We start from the raw sequence: 21,058 nt of genomic DNA on the forward strand, positions 1-21,058 counted from the left end.
TCGTGGCGCCGCCGGGGATTCAGCACCAGTTCCGTTCACTGTCGGATCGTTCAGCCGGACTGTACGGTCGTCTCATGCTCGACGTGCACCGGCTCCGCATCCTCCGCTCCGTCGTCGCCTCCGGCTCGATCGCGGGAGCCGCCTCCGGCCTCGGCTACACGTCCTCCGCCGTCAGCCAGCACCTCTCCGCTCTGCAGCGCGAGACGGGACTGACCCTGCTGGAGCGGGTGGGCCGCGGCGTCCGCCCGACCCCAGCCGGACGCGCCCTCGCCACCCAGGCGGACCGCGTCCTCGAGCGCCTCGCCGAAGCGGAGGCCGTGGTGGAGGAGCTGCGCGAGGGCCGCTCCGGCCGCCTCTCGGTGACGTACTTCGCCTCCGTCGGCAGCGCCTGGATGCCGGAGGTCGCCCGCCGGCTGACCGCCGCGTTCCCCGGCCTCGCCCTCGATCTGCGCCTGGGAGAGGAGCTCGACGACGACCTCGGAGCGCGCCCCGACGTGCAGCTCCTCGTCGCCTCCTCCGAGCCGACCGCCCCCGGATTCACGGCGCACCACCTCCTCGACGACCCCTACCTCGTCGTCCTGCCCGACGGTCATCCGCTCGCCTCACGGAGCGAGATAGACCTCGCCGAGCTCGCGAACGAGCGCTGGGTCGACAACGACCTGCCCACCGGCTGGTGCCGCCGGAACGTCGTGGAGGCCTGCGCCGCCGCCGGGTTCGCGCCGCCCTTCCACGTCCAGGCCAACGACCACATCACCGCCGCCGCGTTCGTCGCCGCGGGCATGGGCGTGACGGTCCTGCCGGAGCTCGCGGCCCACCGCCTGCCGGACGGCGTCCGCGCCGTGCCCGTCGTCCGTCCCCGGCCTGTCCGCTCCCTCGAGGCCGTCGTGCGGAACTCCGCCGCCTCCTCCGCACCGGTGGCCCTGGTGCTGGAGACACTGAAGGCCCTCGCCGCGCGCCGCTGAGCGCGCCTGCACGGGCGAGCTCGCAGCACACCGGAGCACGATGGGCGCGTGAGCTCCGTCGAACCCGTCACCCGTTCCGCGCCCGCGCTCGGCGGACCGCGCATCCTGAAGCAGCGCTGGACCGAGGCGACGTTCCTGCACTGGCGGGTCGACCCCGCCCTGGTGGCGACCCACCTCCCGGCCGGGACGAGGCCCGACGAGCACGACGGCTCCTCCTGGGTGGGCCTGATCCCGTTCCGGCTCTCGCGGACGGCCTTCCTCGGCGGCCCGCGGGTGCCCTGGCTCGGCACCTTCCCCGAGGTGAACGTCCGGCTCTACTCCGTCGACGAGCAGGGACGACGCGGAGTCGTGTTCGTCTCGCTCGACGCCTCCCACCTCCTTCCCGTGCTCACCGCGCAGGCGGTGTTCGGGCTCCCCTACCGCTGGGCCCGGATGAGCATCGAGCACCGCCACGGCGCGGTGATCTACGACACGATCCGGCACTCGGACTCGGCCGCCCGCTCCCGGATCGTCGTCCGCCCGGGCGAGCCGATCGACGAGGACCCGCTCGCCTCGTTCCTCACCGCACGTTGGGCCTACCACGAGCGCCACCTGGGCTCCACCTGGTACGGCCGCAACCTGCACCGGCCGTGGCCGCTGCGACGCGCGGAGCTGCTCGCGCTCGACGACGGGCTGCTCGACGCCGCGGGCTTCCCCGGGCTGGCGACGCGCGCGCCGGACTCGGTGCTGTACTCGGCCGGAGTGGAGACCGTGTTCACGGTGCCGCGGAAGGTGTGAGGGGGGCGGGAACGCTCCTCCACAGGCGGCTCTTCGCGATGCTGTCCGATGGAACGGCGGTCCCGAGGTCCACGACGAGACTTCGTCCGCTGAGATCAGGGCATGAAGGAATCGGCGACAGCAGACGACGCGCTCACGGAGGCGCTCGCGCTCGCCGGCTCACGGCACGCTGAGCGGTCCGCCGTCGAGGCATCCCGGTACCGGGCAGTCGAGGAGGCACGCCGCCTCGCGATGGCGGCACCGGCGGCGCTCGTCGGCGAGCACGTCCAGGTGCAGGTGGATCGGGCGGAGGCGGCGCACCGGGCGCTGATCGCGGAGCTCGCGACGGGACTCCGGGTCTCGGAGGCGCACGCCTCTGCACTGGTCGACGAGGCACGCCTGCTGGTGAACGACCTCCCGGCGACGTTGCGCGCACTCGCGGACGGAGCGCTCTCCCCCGAGCACGCGCGACTCGTGGTGCGAGGAGCGCTCGACGTCCCCGCCGAGGTCCGTGGGCGCTTCGACGAGGAGGCCGCCACGATCGCGGTAGCCTGCACGCCGCCCCAGCTGCGACGCGCCCTCCGGTCGCTCCGGGAACGGCTGCACCCGCAGACGCTCAGCGAACGTCATCGGGACTGCGCCCGTCGTCGCGCGCTCTGGGTGGAGGGCCTCGACGACGGGATGGCGATCCTGCACCTCTACACCGCAGCTCCCGATGTGCTCGGCGCGATGGACAGGATCGACCGGGCCGCCCGCTCCCTCGCGGATCTGCCGGACGAGGAGCGGACGCTGGGCCAGCTCCGCGCGGACATCGCCGCTGCGCTGCTGGTCGACGGGGAGACATCGGCCGAGGGAGACGGCACGTCGATGCCTGCGGGAGTGCGCGCCGAAGTCGCGGTGACCGTGCCTGCACTGACCCTCCTCGGGCGCTCCGACCAGCCCGCCGTCCTCGACGGATACGGACCCGTCGATCCGGAGACCGCGCGGCGTCTCGCAGCAGGTGCTCCCTCGTTCACGCGGCTGCTCACCCATCCGGAGAGCGGAGCGGTCCTCTCCGTCGGACGCGACTCCTACCGAGTGCCGGCGGACCTGCGTCGCCACCTCCAGCACCGCGACGGGACCTGCCGGTTCCCGGGATGCACCCGCAGCACCCGCCACGCGGACGTCGACCACACGAACGACTGGCAGCACGGAGGCACCACGTCGGCCGACAACCTCGCGCACCTCTGCCGACACCACCACCGGCTCCGCCACACCACGGGGTGGACGCACCGGCAGGAGCCGGACGGCACGCTGCGCTGGACGAGCCCGACGGGACGGCAGCATGTCACCCGGCCCAGGGAGCCGGGGAACGGGACGGAGGGCGGACACGATCCGACCGGGACCGGCGGGGCGTGACAAGGGGCAGGTCGGGTGGCGTGGACGGGCAGGTCAAGGGGCGGGCCCGCTTCGGCGCGCCCGCGTAGCGTGGACGCACGGGCCGATCGGCGTGGAAGCGACAAGAGGGGCAGCGACATGGCAGGAACGAAGGACAGGAAAGACGCGACGACGGGGACCTCGGCGGTGCTCTTCGACATCGACGGGACCCTCGCCGACACGAACTTCCTCCACGTCGAGGCGTGGTCGCGCGCCTTCTGGCAAGCCGACCTCGTCGTCCCCGCCTGGCGCATCCAACGAGCGATCGGCGCAGACTCGTCGGAGCTGCTCGACATGCTCCTCGAGGACGACGTGAAGGAGGAGCAGCGCGCACTGGTGAAGTCGCTGCACACCAAGAACTACGCCGAGACGACAGCACGCATCGTTCCACTCCCGGGAGCTCGCGAGCTCGTCGCGACGCTCGTCGGTCGAGGCGTCCACGTCGTCCTCGCCACCTCGGCACCGCAGAACGAGCTGGACGTGCTTCTCGACGTCCTCGACTTCGGCGGCTCCGTTCACGCTGTCACCAGCGGCGCAGACGTCTCGACTGCCAAGCCAGCACCCGACCTGATCTCGATCGCGCTCGACCGCGCGGGCGTCTCCGCCGACCGCGCCATCATGGTCGGCGACGCGACCTGGGACGTCCTGGCCGCCGAGCGCGCGGGCCTGGCAACAGTCGGAGTCCTCTCCGGCGGAACCTCGGAGCACGAACTCCGCGAGGCCGGAGCCGTCGCCGTCTACGAGGACGCGGCGGCCGTCCTCACCGGTCTCGGTGAAGGGCCCCTCGCGAGCCTCCTGAACTGACCGACCGCCACCCCAGGAGGCTCACGAGCCTCAGTCGCGGGGTCGCCGTCGCAGCACGAGGAGCGTCACTCCGATGGCGGCGGCGACCGCGGCGAGAGCGCCGCCGATCCACAGGACGTCCCCGAGGAGTGCCGGGTCCGATCCGGACGTCGCCTGCGCTTCGTCGGCGGACTCGGCCTGTCCTCCTGAGACCGCGACGGTGCCGTTGCAGTCCGGGACCGAGTCCGACCCCTCGGCGAGCGCGGTCCCGTCGGCCGGCGCCCAGTCGAACGCGTACTGGCCCGACACGGGGTGCCCGTCGGTCGACACGACCTGCCAGGTCACCTCGTACTCCCCCGCCGCGCCGAGCTCGAGCGGCATCGACGCTTCCGGCCCGACGACGCTGACGCAGCCGTCGCCGTAGTAGAGCCCGTCCGGCCCGACGACGCGCAGAGCCGCCGCCGTTCCGTCCGTTCCGAGGACGAGCAGGTCGTCGTTCGTCGTCAGCACCAGCGTTCCCGGCTGCTCCGTCACGGTCGAGTCCGCAGCGGGAGTCGTCGAGACGAGGTAGTTGTGCGCGCTGGCGGGCGCCGCCACCGCGATCGAGCCGAGCAGCCCGATCGCGGTCGCGGCGACGAGGACCTTCCGACGGGTCACGCCGACGCCCGGGGTCCGCGGCGGCGGGAGGCGAGCCCGACGGCCACGCCGACCGCGCCGACGACGAGCCCGCCGACTCCGAGGATGCGGGCGAGCACGTCGTCGCCGCTCGTGGCCGTCGTCGCCGAGGCGGTGGTCGCGACCGCGTCGACACCGTCGCCGTCGTCGTCGTGTCCGCCCCCGTGGCCGGACCCCGCTTCCGCCGCGGTCACCGCGACGGTGGGAGCGGGCAGCTCGGGCTCGTCCTGGCCGTCGACGGTCGGCTGGTCCCAGGCGGTGCTGCCGGTCTCGCACGTCTGCAGCACGGGGAACTCCAGCGTGGAGCCGGCTGCGTCCTCGGGGAGCTGCAGCTGGAGGGCGACGGTGTCGCGGTAGCCGTCGGCGAGGGGCGTCTTCGCCGTGTAGACCACGTCCGAGACCCGCTTGGTCGCGGTGTTCCCGTGGGAGTCGGTGACCGGGTCGGCGATCGCGACCTCGTTCTTCACGACGTCCCAGTTCGGGTTGATCGTCGGGCTGACCGAGTTGATGCCGTCGGGCATCGTGATCGTGAGTCCCGTCGTCGGCGAGCCCTCGCAGCCGTGGGCCAGCGAGAACGTCACCACTGTGTACGAGCCGGCGGCGGTGCTGCTCGCCGCCGCGGTCACGTGGGCGCTGGCCGCAGTGGGCGCGGCGACAGCGAGCGCGATCGATCCGGCGGCGACGAGTGCGCCGCTGCCGACGAGGCGGAGCCGCGAGAAGGAAGAAGAAGAAGAAGAAGAAGAAGAAGAACGGGTCATGACGGTCGTGTCCTCGGGGGAGATCCGGCGCGGGGCCGGGAGTTCTGGACGCAGCGCGGGTTCGCGGTGCATGCGGAGGCGCCGACCGGAGCCGCTCCCGCACGGGAGGGGCGTCAGGCGGCGCGGAGGACCCGCAGCGGCGGCCCGCGGTGCCGGAGGATCGAGAGGACCGCGTCGAGGGATCGGGGCGCCCGCGGCTCGGGGGTGCCCGTCATCGAGACGCCGGGTGCCGACGGGAGCGCGACCGCGGACGCGCGGGCGACGATCCGCACGACGACGCGCTGGAGGCCTTCTCCCAGCGTCCAGAAGAGGCGCTCGCCGTACCGGAACGACGCGATCGTGAAGGCAGCCGCAGCGAGGTGGGCGACGAGCATCACCGGCGCGTGAGCCGCGTGTCCGCCTCCGCCGGCGATCAGCTCGATGGTCGACCCGTCGTGGAAGTGCGCGCCGGTGCCCGTCGTCCCGACCACGCTCACCTCCCCACCACTGCCCGTGATGAGGAAGAGGCCGTGGTACGCGATCTGGCTGAGGAGCACGGAGAGCTTCAGCCGGGGAAGGGACAGACGGCGCCCCGAGAGGAGGACGCAGACGACGACGGCGAACGCCGCGGCGAGGGCGAGCACGGCAGGAGCGGGGGTCTCGGCGCCCGCGAGCGTGTGGGAGGCGGCGGCCGTGGCGGTCGCTGCGAGAGCGGCGGCGACGCCGCGAGCCACTCGTGCACCTCGGGTCTGCACTCGCCCGTCCTCTCGTCGCGTCGACGCGTGCGCGCGACGTCTCCAGGGTAATCGACGCGGCGGAGCAGCCCCCCGCGTTCCGGATCCTTGCCGTTACGAAGCCGTTACCTAGATCACCGAAAGAAATCCAAACCCCCGCAGGGAGGGCTCCGAACACATGTCAACGGCCGCGAAACGGTCCACACAGAACAGGTCCTCCGCATCACGTGGGGGCCGTCTCACGAAGGAGTAATCCCATGCGATCCACCAAGCGTTCCGCCCTCGCCGCATTCGCCCTGCTGGGCACCGCCGCCCTCGGCCTCACCGCCTGCTCGAGCGGAAGCGGCTCGACCACCGCCGCCAGCGACGCGGCGACCGAGATGTCGACCCCGATGGCCACCTCGTCGGCTTCCGCCTCCTCGACCCCCATGGCGACCATGGACCCGGCCGCGAACCTCGTCGGTCCCGGCTGTGCCGCCTACGCCGAGCAGGTCCCGGACGGCGCCGGCTCGGTCGAGGGCATGTCGCTCGACCCCGTCGCGACCGCCGCGTCGAACAACCCGCTGCTCACCACCCTGACCGCTGCGGTCTCCGGTGGCCTCAACCCCGACGTCAACCTCGTCGACACGCTGAACAGCGGCGAGTTCACCGTCTTCGCCCCGGTCGACGACGCGTTCGCCAAGCTCGACGCCGCGACCGTCGACTCCCTCAAGACCCCCGAGGGCGCCGCCACGCTGTCCTCGATCCTGACCTACCACGTCGTCCCCGGCCAGATCGCCCCTGACGCGATCGCCGGCGACCACGCCACCGTCCAGGGTGGCAACCTCACCGTCACCGGTTCCGGCGACGACCTGAAGGTCAACGACGCGTCCGTCATCTGCGGTGGCGTCCAGACCGCCAACGCGACCGTCTACCTCATCGACACCGTGCTGACCCCCCCGGCCAGCTGATTCCCCTCACCGGCTCCGGCCGGTGAACACGCCGAAGGGCGGGCACCTCGCGGTGTCCGCCCTTCGGCGTTCGTGCGTGCAGAAGCCCTCCGCGAAGCCGGGCACTGCAGAGTCGTCCAGCACAGAGCCGTCCAGCAGAGTCGTCCAGCACAGAGTCGCGCAATGCAGCGCCGCCCCACGGGAAGCCGCACAGCGCGGAGCCCTGCGCAGTGCGGAGTCGGAGGGTCACCACGACCCGGCACTCGCCGTCACGCCGCACCACAGCACCCACCACGAAAGACGACGAGGCGCGGACCCCGATGCAGGGGTCCGCGCCTCGTCGTCGTGCGGTCGGCGGCTACTCGGCCGGGGCGCTGATCTCGCGCAGGACGCGGTCGCCGGGGCGGGCCTCGATCATCTCGGCCTCGATCTCGGCCCGGTCGAGCAGCTCCTCCATGCGGCGGCGGCGGTTGCGCGTGATGAGCGTCACGACCGTGCCCGTCTTGCCCGCGCGGCCGGTGCGGCCGGAGCGGTGGAGGTACGTCTTGTACTCGTCGGGAGCGTCGGCCTGGATCACCAGGTCGATGTCGTCGACGTGGATGCCGCGCGCGGCCACGTCGGTCGCGACCAGCACGTCCACGCGCCCGCTGGTGAGCAGTGCGAGGTTGCGGGTGCGGCGCGACTGGTTGAGGTCGCCGTGGAGGCTCGTCGCGGGGATGTCCGCGTGGTCGAGCTGCTCCGCGAGCTGCTCCGCGAACGCGCGGGTACGGGCGAAGATCAGCGTCTTGCCCTGGCGGGCGGCGAGCTGCTCGATGATCTCGGCCTTGTCGCGGTGCTCGATCAGGAGCACGCGGTGGTCGATGGTCGAGGACGCCTGGTCCTCGCCTGCGACCTCGTGGACGCTCGGCTCGACCAGGAACTCGTCGACGAGCGTCGCGACGCCCTTGTCGAGCGTGGCCGAGAACAGCAGCCGCTGGCCGCCGTCGGCGGTCTGGCGGAGGATGCGCTGCACCGGCTCGAGGAAGCCGAGGTCGCACATGTGGTCGGCCTCGTCGAGCACCGTGATGGTGATGTTCGAGAGATCGAGGCGCCCCTGCTCGACGAGGTCCTCGAGGCGGCCCGGCGTCGCGATGACGATGTCGACTCCGCGCTGGAGGGCTCCGACCTGCTTGTACTGGGGGACGCCGCCGTAGATGGTCGTCGTGAACAGGCCGACGGAGCGGGCGATCGGCTGGATCGTCCGGTCGATCTGCATGGCGAGCTCGCGGGTCGGCGCGAGGATGAGCGCGCGCGGAGCGCGGCCCGGCTTGCGGCCCTTCGCTCCGTTGTTCTCCATCAGGCGCTCGACGACGGGGGCGCCGAAGGCGATGGTCTTGCCGGAGCCGGTCTTGCCGCGTCCGAGGACGTCCTTGCCGGCGAGCACCTCGGGGATGGTCGCGGCCTGGATCGGGAACGGCGCGGCCGCTCCGAGCTCGGTCAGCATCCGGACGATGTTCCCGCCCAGGCCGAGGTCGCCGAAGGTGACGCCCTCGACGTCGACGGCGAGAGTGGCCGTCGCCTCGAGGCGCTCGAGCACGACGTCGTCGGCCTGGTGCGGCGCACGGGCGTCGCGGCTGGGGTAGAAGTCCGAGCCGGAGTCGCGGCGCGAGGGCCGGGAGTCGCGGTCGAACGAGCGGGTCGGGCGGTCGCCGCGGTCGTGGCCGCGCGAGGGACGCGCATCCCGGTCGAAGGAGCGGGCCGGGCGGTCGCTGCGGTCGAACGAGCGGGCGGGACGCTCTGTGCGGTCGTAGCCGCGCGAGGGGCGCTCGTCGCGGTCGCCGGTGCGGACCGGTCGGTCGTCGCGTCCGTAGGAGCGGGCCGGACGGTCGTCGCGGTCGTTCGAGCGGGCCGGACGCGCATCGCGGTCGAAGGAACGGGCCGGGCGATCGCTCCGGTCGAAGGAACGCGCCGGACGCTCGTCGCGTCCGTAGGAGCGGGCCGGACGGTCGTCGCGGTCGTTCGAGCGCGCCGGACGCGCGTCACGGTCGAAGGAACGGGCCGGGCGATCGCTCCGGTCGAAGGAACGCGCCGGACGCTCATCGCGCCCGTAGGAACGGGCCGGACGGTCGTCGCGGTCGTTCGAGCGCGCCGGACGCGCATCGCGGTCGAAGGAACGGGCCGGGCGATCGCTCCGGTCGAAGGAACGCGCCGGACGCTCATCGCGCCCGTAGGAACGGGCCGGACGGTCGTCGCGGTCGTTCGAGCGCGCCGGACGCGCGTCGCGGTCGTAGCCGCGCGAGGGCCGCTCGTCGCGGTCGTTCCCGCGGGCGGGCCGATCGGCGCGCTCGGTGGCCCGCTCGGCGCGCTCGTCGGCGTTCCAGCGCGCCTTCTTGGGGGCGTTCTCGTCGACGGCGCGGAAGCCGCGGTGGCCCTCGCTGCGCGAGCCCGGCTTGGCGCCGGGGAAGCGCGAGCGGCCGCCGAGCTGGGACTTGCCGCTCGAGGCGCCGAAGCGGTTGGGCTCGAAGTTCTTGGCCGGACGTCCGCCGGCGGGCTTCTTGTTCTTGGGCATGGCAGTTCTTCCTGGGTTCAGGTCGTGCGCGAGGAGGCGACGCCGGAGGAGCCCCGTCGTGAGGGGCGTCCGTGCGCTGGACTGCTGCGGGGCAGCAGGGGGAGAACCCGGGCGAGTCATTGACCGGGGCCGATTCACACATGTGATTCGTCTCACGACGACTGTCGGAGACTCGGCCCACTTGACTAACAAACCCATCCGCACGAGAACGCACGGTGTCAAGAGCCGACCGAGTGAGTCTACACGCGGCCCCGGAGCCTGGCTAGGGCGGGGAGACGTGCGGCCAGGAGCCGCTCAGTTCGGTAGCCGCTCAGGCCAGGACCCGCTCAGGTCCGGAGCCGCGAAGCCCGGGAGCCGCGCATCTCCGCACCCGGTCCCCCGAGGAGTCGCCCCGCATACAGCCCCCCGGCCCCGAGCCGCAGCACGATCGACGCGCGAGCCCGTGCGCAACTACCGCCCGTCCGCTACTGCGACGCCCGCCGAGCCCGGTACGCGGCCACGTTCGCGCGATTGCCGCAGTTGCCCGTGTCGCAGTAGCGCTTCGAGCGGTTGCGGGAGAAGTCCACGAGCACCGCCTCGCAGTCCTCCGCCGCGCAGACGCGGATCCGCTCGCGCTCGTCGCCGCGGATCACGTCGACGAACGCCATGGCGGCCTCGACCAGGATGCGGGTGGCGAGCGGGCTCTCGTCGCGCGTCGCGTGGAGGTGCCAGCCGTAGGGTCCGTGCCGGACCAGCTGCGGGAGCGCGCGGCCGGAGTCGAGCATCCCGTTGACGACGGGGACGAGGTCCTCCTCGGCCCGCGTGAGCCAGAGGGTGCGGAGGGAGGAGCGGATCGACTGCACGGCCTCCAGCTCCTCGGCCGATCCGTCGCGGCTGCCCGTGTACCGGTTCTCGAGGAGGAAGTCGTCCAGCTGCTCGATCGTCGCCATCTCGTCCTCGCCGGACGGCGACAGCTCGGGGAGCGTGTTGACGAGGGTGGCGGTGGAGGTCAGTGACGCCTCGACGTCATAGGCGAACACCATGTTGACTCCTGACAGTGCGGCTCAGTAGTGTGCGATCAGCTCGCTGTCACGAGTGTAATCCTTTTGACTCCTGAAGGAGCCGACCATGACCGCCGAGAGCACCGCCGCCGTCACCCTCCCCGCCGCGAGCGCGCCCGCGCCTGCACGGCGCCTCGGCTCGGGCCTCGTCGCGGCGCTGGCCGCGTCGGCGGCGTTCGGTCTGGGCGGGCCGTTCGTGAAGCCGCTCCTCGAGGCGGGCTGGACGCCGGCGTCCGCGGTCCTCTGGCGCGCGGGCGGCGCCGCCCTGATCCTCGCGATCCCGGCGGTCCTGTCCCTCCGCGGCCGCTGGCCCGTGCTCCGCCGCAACCTCGGCACGATCGCCCTCTACGGAGTCTTCGCCGTGATCGCCGCGCAGCTCTGCTTCTACAGCGCGATCGAGCACATGTCGGTCGGCGTCGCCCTGCTGATCGAGTACCTCGCGCCGGTGTTCCTCGTCCTCTTCGCCTGGGCGCGCACGCGCCGGCACCCCGGCCGCTTCACCCTCGCCGGCTCCGCGCTCGCGCTCGGCGGCCTGGTGCTCGTGCTCGACCTGTCCGGCGAGTCGACCCCCGAGCTGGTCGGCATCGCCTGGGCGCTGACCGCCTCGCTCGGCCTGTGCGTCTACTACGTCATCGCCGGCCGGGTGGATCCGGAGCTGCCGCCGATCGCGCTCACGGCGGGGGCGATGACGGTCGGCGCCGCGATCCTGCTGGCACTCGGGGCGCTCGGCGTCACACCGCTGCGCGCGACGTTCGGAGAGGTGGTGTTCGTCGGAGCGGAGGTCAGCTGGCTCCTCCCCGCGGGCGTGATCCTCGGCATGTCGACCGTGCTGGCGTATCTGCTCGGGATCGAGGGCGGCCGCCGCCTCGGCACGCGGATCGCCTCCTTCGTCGGGCTGACGGAGGTGCTGTTCTCGATCGCGGCCGCATGGCTGATCCTCGGCGAGCTGCCCGCGCCGATCCAGTTCGGCGGCGGCGCGCTGATCCTCGCGGGGGTCGTCCTGGTCCGGCTGCAGCGCGAGCCCGGCACCCCCTGATCGCCGGGGTGCCGCATCCGGGGCGCCGGGCACCCCGTACGCTGATCGCACTCATGCGCGAGCCCACCCGATCCCCGCGACGCGTCGCCGCGGTCCTGGCCGCCCTCGCACTGCTCCTCTCGGGCTGCGCGAGCACCACTCCCGTCTCGGAGCCGGTGGCGCAGGCGCTCGGAGCGGCACCCGCACCCGACTGGTCCGGCGTGAGCGTGACGGCCGACGTCGTCTACGACGCGAGCACTGGGCAGAGCGCCGACGTCTGCTCCTCCCCTGCCCCGTCGGCGGAGCCGCGGCCCGCCGTCCTCGTCGTGCACGGCGGCAGCTGGGCCCGTGGAGGCAAGGCCGACGCGAACTGGCGTCCGATCTGCCAGTGGCTCGGATCGGAGGGGTTCGTCGCCGTCTCGGTCGACTACCGCCTCGCGCCCGCCGCCGTGTTCCCCGCGCAGCTCGACGATGTGACGGCCGCCCTCGACTGGCTGCTCGAGCCGGAGCAGACCGCGCGCTTCGGCATCGATCCGGAGCGGGTGGCGGCCTTCGGCGGCTCGGCCGGCGGCAACCTCGCCTCTCTGCTCGGCACGCTGCCGGCAACCTCGTCGCACCTGGCCGCCGTGGTCGACCTGAGCGGCCCCTCCGATCTCAGCGCCGCCGGCCTCGCCGACGACGACCCGGTGGTCGGAGTCGCGGCCGCCGTGCGCAGCTACCTCGACTGCGCGGACCTGGCCTCCTGCCCCTCCGCGACCGCCGCCTCGCCCCTCGCGCAGGTGGACGGCTCCGAGCCGCCGTTCCTCATCGCGCACGCGGCGCACGAACGGGTCGCGCTCAGCCAGTCGACCCGCTTCGCCGAGGCGCTGCGCGGAGCGGGGTCGAGCGTCGACCTCCTCGTCCTCCCCGGCTCGCTGCACTCGATCGCGCTGCTCGACGACGCTCTGCGTGCTCGGGTCGTCGAGTTCCTCCGCGCCCACCTGGGCTCGTGAGCGGAGTCGTCGTCCGCCTCGAGGACGCAGCCGCAGCGGAGGGCCTCCTCGCCGCGGTCCCACCCCCGCACGCCCGCGTCCTGATCGCCCGGATCGACGGGGCGGCGGCCGGCGTGCTGGTGCTCGCTCCCGGCCCGGACGACTTCGCCGAGGTGCTGGAGCTCGTGGTCGCGTCCGTCCACCGGCGCACGGGAGTCGCCCGACGGCTCGTCGCGGCGGTGGAGTCGTGGGCGCGGGTGCAGCGGATCCGCACGCTGCGCCTGGCCGCCGCTCCGGAGCTCGCCCCGGCGGCCGGGGCGCTCGGCTTCACGGCGATCGACGCCTTCGGAGCCCACGTCGGCGACGACGCGGTGCTCTGCTTCGCGCGTCCGGTCTGAGCAGCGCCCGCTCCGAGGCCTGTGCCGCTCCCGAGAGGCGGGCCCGCCTCGTCCGGCGCGCACCCCCGCCGTCAGTCGATCGAGCAGCCCGGCTCGTCCGACAGTGCCCGCTGGATCCGGGCGCGGTGCTCGTCCGACATCGGCGGCAGCGCGTCGGGCGCGAACCAGCCGACCTCGGTCGACTCGTCGTCCGCGACGTAGGCCTCCCCCGAGATCCAGCGGCAGCGCACCACGTGGTCGAGGTACTGCGAGCGGTCCCCGTTGGGGTACTGCATCGGCGGGAGGGTGTGCACCTGCACGAGGCGCTCGACCTCGATCTCGATGCCCGCCTCCTCCTGTGCCTCGCGGCGGGCGGTGCCGGCGACGGTCTCGCCCGGGTCGATGATCCCGGTCACGGCCGTCCAGGCGCCGGTGTCGGCGCGCCGGACGAGCAGGACCTCGAGCGCCGGCTCCTCGCGGAGGATCACCGCGGTCACGCCGGTGAGCCAGAGCAGCTCGGTCCCGATCCGCTCGCGCAGCCGCAGCACGAAGTCGGGAGTCGCCATCAGTGCTCTTCGGGTCGGAAGTCGAACGCGACGATGCCGGCCGTGTCGACGAATGGCCCGACGAACTCCTTGAACGCGTCGTGCGCCGGATCCCAGTGCGCGGGGTCCTCGACGGCCGGCCGGCCCAGGTAGTAGTGCAGGTCGCCCTCGGAGGAGAAGGTCAGCAGGAACGCGCGGTCGAAGCCCTCGCCCGCCCCCTCGATGCTCAGCTGCGGCCCGGTCTCGATGGACTCGATGTAGGGCCGTCCGTCGCGGACGCACTCGTCGGCCAGGGCGAGGAAGCGGCGGGTGACCTCGTCCGCCTCGGCGACCAGCGCTGTCGGGCGGAAGCGGATCAGCACGAGGTGCCGGAGCGTGCCCGGGCGGAAGTCGCGGGCGACGAAGCGCTCCGGACCGATCTCGTCGAGGACCGCGGTGGCGCGCTCCGGGCCGCTGCGCCAGCGCGAGCCGACCGTCTCGGCCGCATCCCTGATGTCCGTCATGCCGGCGCCTTCCCGGCGCGGGCGGCACGCCGCCGCTCACGATACCCCTCGACCAGGTTGTAGACGACGGGCAGGACCACGAGGGTCAGCACCGTCGAGGACACCAGGCCGCCGATCACGACGATCGCCAGCGGCTGCGAGATGAAGCCGCCGTGGCCCGTGATCCCCAGCGCCATCGGCAGCAGAGCGAAGATCGTCGCGAGCGCGGTCATCAGGATGGGCCGGAGCCGCCGCTCGGTGCCGTGCAGCAACGCCTCCCGCACCGGCATCCCGCGGTCGCGGTACTGGTTCACCAGGTCCACGAGCACGATCGCGTTCGTGACGACGATGCCGATCAGCATCAGCACGCCGATCAGGGACGGCACGCCCAGCGGCACGCCGGTGATCACCTGCAGGAGGATCGCGCCGGTCGCCGCGAACGGCACCGACACGAGCAGGAGCAGCGGCTGCAGGAGCGAGCGGAACGTCGCCACCATCACGACGTAGACGATCAGGATCGCGACCAGCAGCGCGATGCCCAGCTGCGAGAACGCGTCGGCCTGGTCGGCGGTCACTCCGCCGAGGGAGGCGTCGACACCGGCCGGAAGCGCCGTCGCGTCGATCGCGTTCTGCACGGCGACGTTGGCCGAGGCGAGGTCGTCGCCCTCGGGGGTGACGGTGATGGTCGCGGTGCGCTGCCCGCGCTCGGTGGTGATGCTCGCCGGACCGTCCGTCTGCTCGACCGCCGCAAGGGTGGAGAGCGCGACGGCGCCGGTGAGGGTCGGCACCTCGAGGTTCCGCAGTTCGTCCACGGTGGCCGGCGGCTGCCCGTCGGCCAGGTAGATCGAGAGGGTGCGATCGTCGATCACGACGCTGCCGACCTGGCTGGGCTGGAGCGCCTGGCTGACGATCGTGCCCACGGCGACCTCGCTGAGACCCGCCCGAGCCGCGGCGTCGCGGTCGACCCGCACCGCGATGTAGGGCAGCGAGGAGGAGAGGTTGCTCTCGGCCTGGCTGATCCCGTCGGTCCCGCGCAGGGCCTCGAGGAGCTGGTCGCTCGCGCTCTGGAGGTCGCTCTGCGAGGCGGTCGAGAGGTCGACCTCGATGTCCGAGGAGGCGCCGAAGCCGGAGGAGGCGGCGACGCTGATGTCCTCGGCCGAGGCGACGCCCGACAGCGCGTCGCGGACGTCCGCCTGCACGGCCTCCTGGTCGGCCGACTCGTCGGTGGTGACGGAGTAGCGGATCGAGGTGCCGCCGCCGCCTCCCCCGCCGAACGCGCTCTGCAGGCCGCCGGAGGAGCCGACGGTGAGCTGGACGGTCTCGACGCCGTCGACGCCGAGGATCGCCGTGCTCGCCTGCTGCGCCGTCGCGTCCTGCGCGTCGAGGCTCTGGCCGACGGGGACCGTCTGGGTGACGGTGAAGGTGTCCTGCCCGCTGGAGCCGAGGAAGTTCGTCTTCATCAGCGGGTACAGCGCACCGGTCCCGACGAGCACGAGCAGCGCGAGGAGGACGGTGACGACCGAGTGCTTCAGCGTCCAGTGGATGATCGGGCCGTACACCGACTGCAGCCCGCGCGCCCGCCGGGGAGCGGCGTGGGCGCCGTGGTGCGGGGCCTCCTCGACCGGCGCGGCGGTGTCGGCCGGGACCCCCGAGGCGGGTGCCCCTCCGGCCGCCGCGCGCTCCTCCGCGAGCGCCGCCTGCGCGGCCTGGCGCACCGCCGGCCGCTTCGAGGGGCGGAGGAACCAGTAGGCCAGCACCGGCACGATCGTCAGCGCCACCACGAGGGAGGCGAGCAGGGCGATCGACACGGTCAGCGCGAAGGGCCGGAACAGCTCGCCCGTGGTGCCGCCGACGAACGAGATCGGCAGGAACACCGCGACCGTGGTGATCGTGGAGGCGGTGATCGCGCCGGCGACCTCGCGGACGGCGACCGCGATGGTCCGGGCCCGGTCCTCGCCCGCGTCGAGGTGCCGCTTGATGTTCTCGATCACGACGATGGAGTCGTCGACCACACGGCCGATCGCGATGGTGAGCGCGCCGAGGGTCAGGATGTTGAGGGTGTAGCCGGCCGTCTGCAGGCCGATGAAGGTGATCAGCACCGAGGTCGGGATCGAGATGGCCGTGACCAGGGTCGAGCGCACCGACAGCAGGAACAGCAGGATCACCAGCACGGCGAAGACGAGGCCGAGCGCCCCCTCCTGCGCGAGCGACGCGATCGACTCCTGGATGTAGGGCGCCTGGTCGAAGACCGGGGTGAAGGCGGCGTTGTCGCCGATCGACTCCTCGAGGTCCGGGAGCAGCGCGGCCACGCCGGTCGACACGTCGACGGTGTTCGCCGCGGGGAGCTTGGTGATCGAGAGGGTCAGGGCGGGCTGGCCGTTGACGCGCGAGATCGAGGTGACGGGGGCGTCGGTGACGGCGACGGTCGCGACGGAGCCGAGGGTGGTGACCGTCGGCTCCGCGGTCACGGCCGCGCCTCCCGCCGCCGCTCCGACGTCGGAGCCGCCGACCGAAGCGCCGGAGCCCGCGGAGGCACCCGCGCCCGCTGACGCACCGGCGCCGCCCGCACCCGCGGAGGCACCTGCGGACGGCAGCAGCGGCAGCGCCGCGATCGCGTCGGTCGAGTCGAGCTTGACGCCCGACTGCACCGAGAAGGTCGAGCCGTCCTGGGTGATCTGTCCGCCCGCGACGAGCACGCCGTTCTGCTGCAGGGCGGAGCGGATGTCGCCGGTCGAGAGGCCGGCCGCGGCGAGCGCCGCGTCGTCCGGGGTGATCGTGACGCGCTGGGCGGTCTCGCCGACGAGCGCCGCCTCGCGCACGCCCTCGACCTTCTCCAGGTCCGGGATGACCGTGGTGCGCAGGCGCTCGGCCAGCGCGTCCGCGTCGCCGTCGCTCGACACGGCGAGCTGCAGCACCGGCAGGTCGTCGAGGGAGCCGGTGACCACCTGCGGGTCGACGCCGTCCGGGAGCGTGCTCTTGATCCGGTTGATCGCCTGCAGGATCTTCTGCTCGGCGGTGGCGAGGTCGGTGCCGTAGGTGAAGGACGCCGAGATGAGGGAGGAGTCCGTGGAGGACGTCGCGCTGGTCGTCTCGAGCCCCGGCACCCCCTGGATGGCGGTCTCGATCGGCGTCGAGACGTCGTCGTTGACCACCTCCGGAGCGGCGCCCGGGTAGGACGTGACGACGGCGAGCTGCGGGAAGGAGATCGACGGCGCGAGCTCCTGCTTGAGCCCGGTCAAGGCGACTCCGCCGAAGACGGCGATGACGACGGTGACGAGCGCGATGAGCGCCCGGTTCTTCATGCTGAGGACCGCGAGGAGATGCACCCTCCGAGTCTTCCATCAGCCGACTGAGTGTTGGGAGGGACGCGGCGTTCCGGGGCGCGCGACGGGGCGACCCGCGCCACCGGCCGGCCCGGACGCCCTCAGCCCAGGCGGACCTCCGCCGTCGACGACCCGACAGTGAGGCTCACTGCAGCGCCCGCCCCCGCGCTCGAGAGCGCGAAGTCCCCGGCGAAGGCCCGGACTCCGACGCGCCCCTCGGCGTCCGTCCGGAGCACCGTCGGCTCGAGCCACCAGTCCCCGCGGATCCGCGAGCGCAGCGCCTCGTAGGCCGGCTTCGGGCTCCCGTCGCGGCGGAGGAACCCGCCCGGCGCTCCGAGCCAGGCTCCGGCGTCGTCGAAGCCCCAGTAGGTGATCGCCTCGACCGCCGGATGCGCGACCAGCGTCTCGTAGTGCCGCACCATCTCGTCCGCCTGCCGTGCCTCCCCCTCCGGAGTGGTCGGCCAGTCCTCGACCACGTGGTCGTTGAGGTCCTCGATCTCGGCGGGCATCAGCTCGCCCGAGACGAGGGTGGTCTCGGTCCAGTGCAGCGGCAGACCGAAGCGCGCGAACCTGTCGCAGATCGCCGCGATCTGCTCCTTCCCGCGGAACCCCTGGTGCATGTGCGACTGCAGGCCGATCGCATCGGGCCGGATCCCGGCCTCGAGCACGTCCTCGATCAGCCGCTCGTACTCGGGCCCGAGGTCGAAGTCGTTCAGCACGAGCACCGGTCCGGTGCCGAGGCTGCGCGCCTCCGAGAAGGCCAGCTCGACCATGCCGACGCGTCCCTTCTCGCGGGCGAGGCGGGTGACGGCGTTCGTCACGCCGTCCGGCTCGTTCGCGAAGCGCGGCATGATGACGACCTCGTTGATCGCGTCCCAGGTGTCGATCAGCCCGGCGAAGGCGCCCACCTCCCGGCGGATGCGCGCGCGGAGGAGCTGCTCGGCCTCGTCCAGCGACAGCGCGTCGAGCCACTCCGGCTTCACGTAGTGCCAGACCAGCGGGTGCCCCTTCAGCCGGACGCCGTCCGCGGCGAGCGCGCGCGCCTCGGCGAGCACCTCCTCCGTCGCGGTGCGGCCGCGCTCCGGCTCGAAGCGGCCCCAGTAGACGGGGAGCGTCGCCGTGTCGAACAGGTCGAGCCAGAGCCGGCGCTCCTCGGCGCGCGCGGGGTCGGTGCTCGGAGGGGTGCAGCCGAAGCCGAAGGCGTGGCGGCGCTGCTCGACCGTCACGTCGGCGTGGGCGAGCGGAGCGCCGTCGGCACCGAGGACGGTGACGAGGGCGTCGGCGAGACGGGGGCTGAAGTCGGTCATGCGGGGCCTCTCAGGCGGGGTGGCGCTCGTCGAGCGCCGTGTACTCGGATCGGGTGAGCGGGAGGACCGCTCCGTGCTTGGTGTCCTCGGGCAGGTCGAACTCCTCCGCGAGCTCCCAGCGGCCCGAGGCCGGGACGGTGCTCGTGTAGGCGCGGTAGCCGTAGGGGCGGAGGGCGTACTGGTCGACCCAGAGCGACCAGCGCTCCTCGCGGTGGTGCCGGAAGACCAGCGGCCCCTCGATGCTCGGGCCGAGCTCCTGCCCGATCCCCCGGGCGACGGTGGTGAAGTCGTCCGCGAGGAGAGAGGAGCCGACCTGCTGGAACACCTGCATCGTGTCGGGGGCCTCGTCGTGCTGCTTGGCGAAGCGGTGGACGGCCGTGCCCTCGATCAGCAGCGTCATGTCGATCACTCCGCCGGGCAGCCGCAGGTAGGTCTCGGGCTCGGTGAACGTGCGGAAGTCGCGCGTGCGGGACATCAGGATGCGGCTGTCGCCCGTCTCGCCGGTGGCGGGGTCGCCGTCCTCGGCCAGGCCGGAGGACCAGTGCACGAGGAAGTCGCCCGAGACCGGGTCGTAGACCGACTCCGGCGCCCAGGCCATGCCCGCGCCCTCGGGAGCGACGGCGACCGCGCGCGGCTCGGACCACTCGAGGAGGTCCGGGGAGTCCCAGACCACGAGGTCGCGGCTCCCCCGGTGCCGGTAGAGGTCCCAGTCCGGGCCCTCGGGCCGCCAGACGCGGAGGTCGGTGGCGACGAGGTGGAAGCCCCGCGGCCCGCGGACGATGTGGGGGTCGCGGACGCCGCCCGTGCCGCCGGTCCACTCCAGCACCGGCCCGAGCGCTCGCCAGCGCAGCGGATCGTCGCCCCGGCTGAGCGAGAGGAAGATCTTCTCGCTGTGGCCGGTCCGGTCCTCCACGAAGTGGACCAGCAGGTAGCCGTACCCGTCGCTCATGAGAGAACGATCTCACACGCTCGGCGGGCGCTCCACCTCAGACCACGTCGGCGAGGTACCCCGGGTCGGCCGTCGGGTGCCGGGCGACCTGCGCCCACGCCGTCGCGAGCGCCTCCACGGCCCGGTCGGTCGCCTCGGGCGAGTAGCCGATCGGGATGCGGAGGAAGCGCTCGAAGGCGCCGTCGATCCCGAAGCGCGGGCCCGCGGTGATCAGCAGGCCCGCCGTCCGGGCGGCGAGCGCGAGCTGCGAGCTCGCCGGCCGGCCCAGGCCCACCCAGGTGGAGAGGCCGCCCGAGACCCGCGGCACGCTCCACTCCGGGATCGCGCGCGCCAGGGCCGCCTCGAGGTGGTCGCGGCCGGCGCGCAGCTGCGAGCGCCGCAGCTCCAGCACGCCGTCCATACGGCCGAGCATGTCCGCGACCAGGAGCTGCTCCAGGATCGGCGTGCCGAGGTCGCTCGCCGAGCGCGCCAGCGCCAGCTTGCGGATCACCGCCCGCTCGGCGCGGATCCAGCCGATCCGGATGCCGCCCCACAGCGTCTTGCCGACGGAGCCGATCGAGAGCACCGTCCCCTCGGGCCCGTAGGCGGCGAACGGCAGCGGCGTCATCCGCCGGTCGATGTCGAGCTCGGCCGTCGTCTCGTCGGCGATGATCAGGGTCCCCTGCCGGGCCGCGGCGGCGATCGCCCGCTCCCGCAGCTCGGGGGCCATGGAGCGGCCGGTCGGGTTGTGGAAGTCGGGCATCAGGTAGGCCAGGCTCGGGCTCGTGCCGCGCAGCGCGGCGATCAGGCCCTCTCCGTCCCAGCCGTCCGCCCCGTCGACGTTCACCGGCACGAGCCGCGCGCCGGCCAGCCGGAGGGCCTCGTAGGCGTGCGGGTAGGTCGGGGCCTCGATCAGCGCCCGGTCACCCCGCGCGAGCAGGGTGCGGGCGACGAGCGCGATCGCGTGCTGCGCGCCGATGGTCACCATGATCTGGCCGGGCTCGGTGCGCAGACCCCGCGCGGTGTAGCGCTCGGCGATCGCGCGGCGCAGCACCGGCAGGCCGACGGTGTCGTAGGAGCCGGAGTCGAAGTGCTCGGGGGCCGCCTGCGCCGCGCGGGTGTACGCCTCGGCCAGCTCGGGGACGGCGGGCAGGGCCGCCCTGGTGAAGTCGAGGAAGTCCGGCGCGAGCGAGGGCACCGCGTGCACGGCCGCTCCCGGCAGGCGGGTGACGCTGCCGGAGCCGCGCACGCTGACGAGGTAGCCGCTGTCGCGCAGCTCGCGGTACGCGGCGGCCACGGTCGTGCGGCTGACGCCGAGGCGGGCCGAGAGCTCGCGCTCGGCGGGCAGGCGGCTGCCCGCGGGGATGCGGCCGTCGATCCCGAGGAGGCGGATCCGGTCGGCCAGCGCGAGGTAGGCGGGCCGGGTGCCGCGCTGCTCGCGCCAGTCGCCGAGGAGGGTCTGCAGGGCGCGCGCGCCGAAGTGGACATCAGCCATGCGTCCAAGGTAGCCGGATTGGACCGCGCGAAGAA

Annotated in this window: 19 protein-coding genes; 8 read left to right on the forward strand and 11 right to left on the reverse strand. The window is 73.3% G+C overall.

Annotated elements, in window-relative coordinates:
• Nucleotides 1-74 precede the first annotated feature (74 nt).
• The 4 genes from C5C25_RS04495 to C5C25_RS04510 all read left to right on the forward strand — a co-directional run bounded on the left by C5C25_RS04495 (nucleotide 75) and on the right by C5C25_RS04510 (nucleotide 3,938).
• A complete protein-coding gene (locus tag C5C25_RS04495) occupies nucleotides 75-962 on the forward strand; it encodes a LysR family transcriptional regulator (RefSeq protein ID WP_104249862.1) in 888 nt (295 codons plus the stop codon).
• A gap of 48 nt (nucleotides 963-1,010) precedes the next feature.
• On the forward strand, nucleotides 1,011-1,739 hold the full coding sequence (locus C5C25_RS04500; RefSeq protein ID WP_104249863.1) for a YqjF family protein: 729 nt from the start codon (nucleotides 1,011-1,013) through the stop codon (nucleotides 1,737-1,739).
• 102 nt (nucleotides 1,740-1,841) lie between these two features.
• Nucleotides 1,842-3,116: an HNH endonuclease signature motif containing protein gene (locus C5C25_RS04505; protein ID WP_104249864.1), complete on the forward strand. Its 1,275-nt coding sequence runs from the start codon at nucleotides 1,842-1,844 to the stop codon at nucleotides 3,114-3,116.
• Between the two features lie 117 nt (nucleotides 3,117-3,233).
• Nucleotides 3,234-3,938 (forward strand): HAD family hydrolase, encoded by a 705-nt coding sequence (locus C5C25_RS04510; RefSeq protein ID WP_104249865.1) that lies wholly within the window; start codon nucleotides 3,234-3,236, stop codon nucleotides 3,936-3,938.
• 30 nt (nucleotides 3,939-3,968) lie between these two features.
• On the opposite strand, the gene C5C25_RS04515 is transcribed toward C5C25_RS04510, so the two are convergent.
• Genes C5C25_RS04515 through C5C25_RS04525 form a run of 3 tightly spaced genes read right to left on the reverse strand, consistent with a single transcriptional unit; the run spans nucleotide 3,969 to nucleotide 6,063 of the window.
• Nucleotides 3,969-4,574: a copper resistance CopC family protein gene (locus C5C25_RS04515; RefSeq protein ID WP_104249866.1), complete on the reverse strand. Its 606-nt coding sequence runs from the start codon at nucleotides 4,572-4,574 to the stop codon at nucleotides 3,969-3,971.
• A complete protein-coding gene (locus tag C5C25_RS04520) occupies nucleotides 4,571-5,422 on the reverse strand; it encodes a YcnI family protein (RefSeq protein ID WP_104249867.1) in 852 nt (283 codons plus the stop codon). The genes C5C25_RS04515 and C5C25_RS04520 overlap by 4 nt, the downstream gene beginning before the upstream one ends.
• A gap of 41 nt (nucleotides 5,423-5,463) precedes the next feature.
• Nucleotides 5,464-6,063 carry a hypothetical protein gene (locus C5C25_RS04525; RefSeq protein ID WP_104249868.1) on the reverse strand — a complete coding sequence of 200 codons (600 nt, stop codon included), beginning with the start codon at nucleotides 6,061-6,063 and terminating at the stop codon, nucleotides 5,464-5,466.
• 257 nt (nucleotides 6,064-6,320) lie between these two features.
• Here C5C25_RS04525 and C5C25_RS04530 point away from each other — a divergent pair, with 257 nt between their 5' ends.
• Nucleotides 6,321-7,013 (forward strand): fasciclin domain-containing protein, encoded by a 693-nt coding sequence (locus C5C25_RS04530; protein WP_104223824.1) that lies wholly within the window; start codon nucleotides 6,321-6,323, stop codon nucleotides 7,011-7,013.
• 337 nt (nucleotides 7,014-7,350) lie between these two features.
• Here the strand turns inward: C5C25_RS04530 and C5C25_RS04535 are convergent, their stop codons facing one another.
• Together C5C25_RS04535 and C5C25_RS04540 are read right to left on the reverse strand one after the other, a co-directional pair.
• Nucleotides 7,351-9,540: a DEAD/DEAH box helicase gene (locus C5C25_RS04535; RefSeq protein ID WP_104249869.1), complete on the reverse strand. Its 2,190-nt coding sequence runs from the start codon at nucleotides 9,538-9,540 to the stop codon at nucleotides 7,351-7,353.
• 464 nt (nucleotides 9,541-10,004) lie between these two features.
• The gene (locus C5C25_RS04540; RefSeq protein WP_104249870.1) at nucleotides 10,005-10,562 is read right to left on the reverse strand and encodes a CGNR zinc finger domain-containing protein; all 558 of its coding nucleotides are present in this window, start codon (nucleotides 10,560-10,562) and stop codon (nucleotides 10,005-10,007) included.
• Between the two features lie 85 nt (nucleotides 10,563-10,647).
• Between C5C25_RS04540 and C5C25_RS04545 the strand changes: the two genes are divergently transcribed.
• From C5C25_RS04545 to C5C25_RS04555, 3 genes are read left to right on the forward strand one after another with little or no spacing between them, the layout of a single operon-like run.
• Nucleotides 10,648-11,616, forward strand: a complete 969-nt coding sequence (locus C5C25_RS04545; RefSeq protein ID WP_104249871.1) for a DMT family transporter — start codon at nucleotides 10,648-10,650, stop codon at nucleotides 11,614-11,616.
• 53 nt (nucleotides 11,617-11,669) lie between these two features.
• The gene (locus tag C5C25_RS04550) at nucleotides 11,670-12,587 is read left to right on the forward strand and encodes an alpha/beta hydrolase (RefSeq protein ID WP_146079423.1); all 918 of its coding nucleotides are present in this window, start codon (nucleotides 11,670-11,672) and stop codon (nucleotides 12,585-12,587) included.
• The gene (locus C5C25_RS04555; RefSeq protein WP_104249873.1) at nucleotides 12,584-12,964 is read left to right on the forward strand and encodes a GNAT family N-acetyltransferase; all 381 of its coding nucleotides are present in this window, start codon (nucleotides 12,584-12,586) and stop codon (nucleotides 12,962-12,964) included. The genes C5C25_RS04550 and C5C25_RS04555 overlap by 4 nt, the downstream gene beginning before the upstream one ends.
• Nucleotides 12,965-13,035: 71 nt before the next feature.
• Here the strand turns inward: C5C25_RS04555 and C5C25_RS04560 are convergent, their stop codons facing one another.
• The 6 genes from C5C25_RS04560 to C5C25_RS04585 all read right to left on the reverse strand — a co-directional run bounded on the left by C5C25_RS04560 (nucleotide 13,036) and on the right by C5C25_RS04585 (nucleotide 21,023).
• A complete protein-coding gene (locus C5C25_RS04560) occupies nucleotides 13,036-13,509 on the reverse strand; it encodes an NUDIX domain-containing protein (protein ID WP_104249874.1) in 474 nt (157 codons plus the stop codon).
• Nucleotides 13,509-13,991 (reverse strand): Dabb family protein, encoded by a 483-nt coding sequence (locus tag C5C25_RS04565; protein WP_104249875.1) that lies wholly within the window; start codon nucleotides 13,989-13,991, stop codon nucleotides 13,509-13,511. The genes C5C25_RS04560 and C5C25_RS04565 overlap by 1 nt, the downstream gene beginning before the upstream one ends.
• Nucleotides 13,988-17,296: an efflux RND transporter permease subunit gene (locus tag C5C25_RS04570; RefSeq protein ID WP_104249876.1), complete on the reverse strand. Its 3,309-nt coding sequence runs from the start codon at nucleotides 17,294-17,296 to the stop codon at nucleotides 13,988-13,990. Before C5C25_RS04570 ends, C5C25_RS04565 begins: the two co-directional genes overlap by 4 nt.
• A gap of 98 nt (nucleotides 17,297-17,394) precedes the next feature.
• Nucleotides 17,395-18,600 (reverse strand): endo-1,4-beta-xylanase, encoded by a 1,206-nt coding sequence (locus C5C25_RS04575; RefSeq protein WP_104249877.1) that lies wholly within the window; start codon nucleotides 18,598-18,600, stop codon nucleotides 17,395-17,397.
• 10 nt (nucleotides 18,601-18,610) lie between these two features.
• Nucleotides 18,611-19,549, reverse strand: a complete 939-nt coding sequence (locus C5C25_RS04580) for a glycoside hydrolase family 43 protein (protein WP_104249878.1) — start codon at nucleotides 19,547-19,549, stop codon at nucleotides 18,611-18,613.
• 37 nt (nucleotides 19,550-19,586) lie between these two features.
• The gene (locus tag C5C25_RS04585) at nucleotides 19,587-21,023 is read right to left on the reverse strand and encodes a PLP-dependent aminotransferase family protein (protein ID WP_104249879.1); all 1,437 of its coding nucleotides are present in this window, start codon (nucleotides 21,021-21,023) and stop codon (nucleotides 19,587-19,589) included.
• Between the last annotated feature and the right edge of the window lie 35 nt (nucleotides 21,024-21,058).

The sequence above is a fragment of the Rathayibacter sp. AY2B9 genome (genome assembly GCF_002931595.1).
GTDB lineage: Bacteria > Actinomycetota > Actinomycetes > Actinomycetales > Microbacteriaceae > Rathayibacter.

Excerpts from the sequence above, each read along its gene's own strand:
- C5C25_RS04520 (WP_104249867.1), bottom strand. The coding sequence starts at position 5,422 with ATGCACCGCGAACCCGCGCTGCGTCCAGAACTCCCGGCCCCGCGCCGG.
- C5C25_RS04560 (WP_104249874.1), bottom strand. The coding sequence starts at position 13,509 with ATGGCGACTCCCGACTTCGTGCTGCGGCTGCGCGAGCGGATCGGGACC.
- C5C25_RS04505 (WP_104249864.1), top strand. The coding sequence starts at position 1,842 with ATGAAGGAATCGGCGACAGCAGACGACGCGCTCACGGAGGCGCTCGCG.
- C5C25_RS04585 (WP_104249879.1), bottom strand. The coding sequence starts at position 21,023 with ATGGCTGATGTCCACTTCGGCGCGCGCGCCCTGCAGACCCTCCTCGGC.
- C5C25_RS04530 (WP_104223824.1), top strand. The coding sequence starts at position 6,321 with ATGCGATCCACCAAGCGTTCCGCCCTCGCCGCATTCGCCCTGCTGGGC.
- C5C25_RS04580 (WP_104249878.1), bottom strand. The coding sequence starts at position 19,549 with ATGAGCGACGGGTACGGCTACCTGCTGGTCCACTTCGTGGAGGACCGG.
- C5C25_RS04535 (WP_104249869.1), bottom strand. The coding sequence starts at position 9,540 with ATGCCCAAGAACAAGAAGCCCGCCGGCGGACGTCCGGCCAAGAACTTC.
- C5C25_RS04575 (WP_104249877.1), bottom strand. The coding sequence starts at position 18,600 with ATGACCGACTTCAGCCCCCGTCTCGCCGACGCCCTCGTCACCGTCCTC.
- C5C25_RS04540 (WP_104249870.1), bottom strand. The coding sequence starts at position 10,562 with ATGGTGTTCGCCTATGACGTCGAGGCGTCACTGACCTCCACCGCCACC.
- C5C25_RS04545 (WP_104249871.1), top strand. The coding sequence starts at position 10,648 with ATGACCGCCGAGAGCACCGCCGCCGTCACCCTCCCCGCCGCGAGCGCG.
- C5C25_RS04565 (WP_104249875.1), bottom strand. The coding sequence starts at position 13,991 with ATGACGGACATCAGGGATGCGGCCGAGACGGTCGGCTCGCGCTGGCGC.
- C5C25_RS04510 (WP_104249865.1), top strand. The coding sequence starts at position 3,234 with ATGGCAGGAACGAAGGACAGGAAAGACGCGACGACGGGGACCTCGGCG.
- C5C25_RS04495 (WP_104249862.1), top strand. The coding sequence starts at position 75 with ATGCTCGACGTGCACCGGCTCCGCATCCTCCGCTCCGTCGTCGCCTCC.
- C5C25_RS04550 (WP_146079423.1), top strand. The coding sequence starts at position 11,670 with ATGCGCGAGCCCACCCGATCCCCGCGACGCGTCGCCGCGGTCCTGGCC.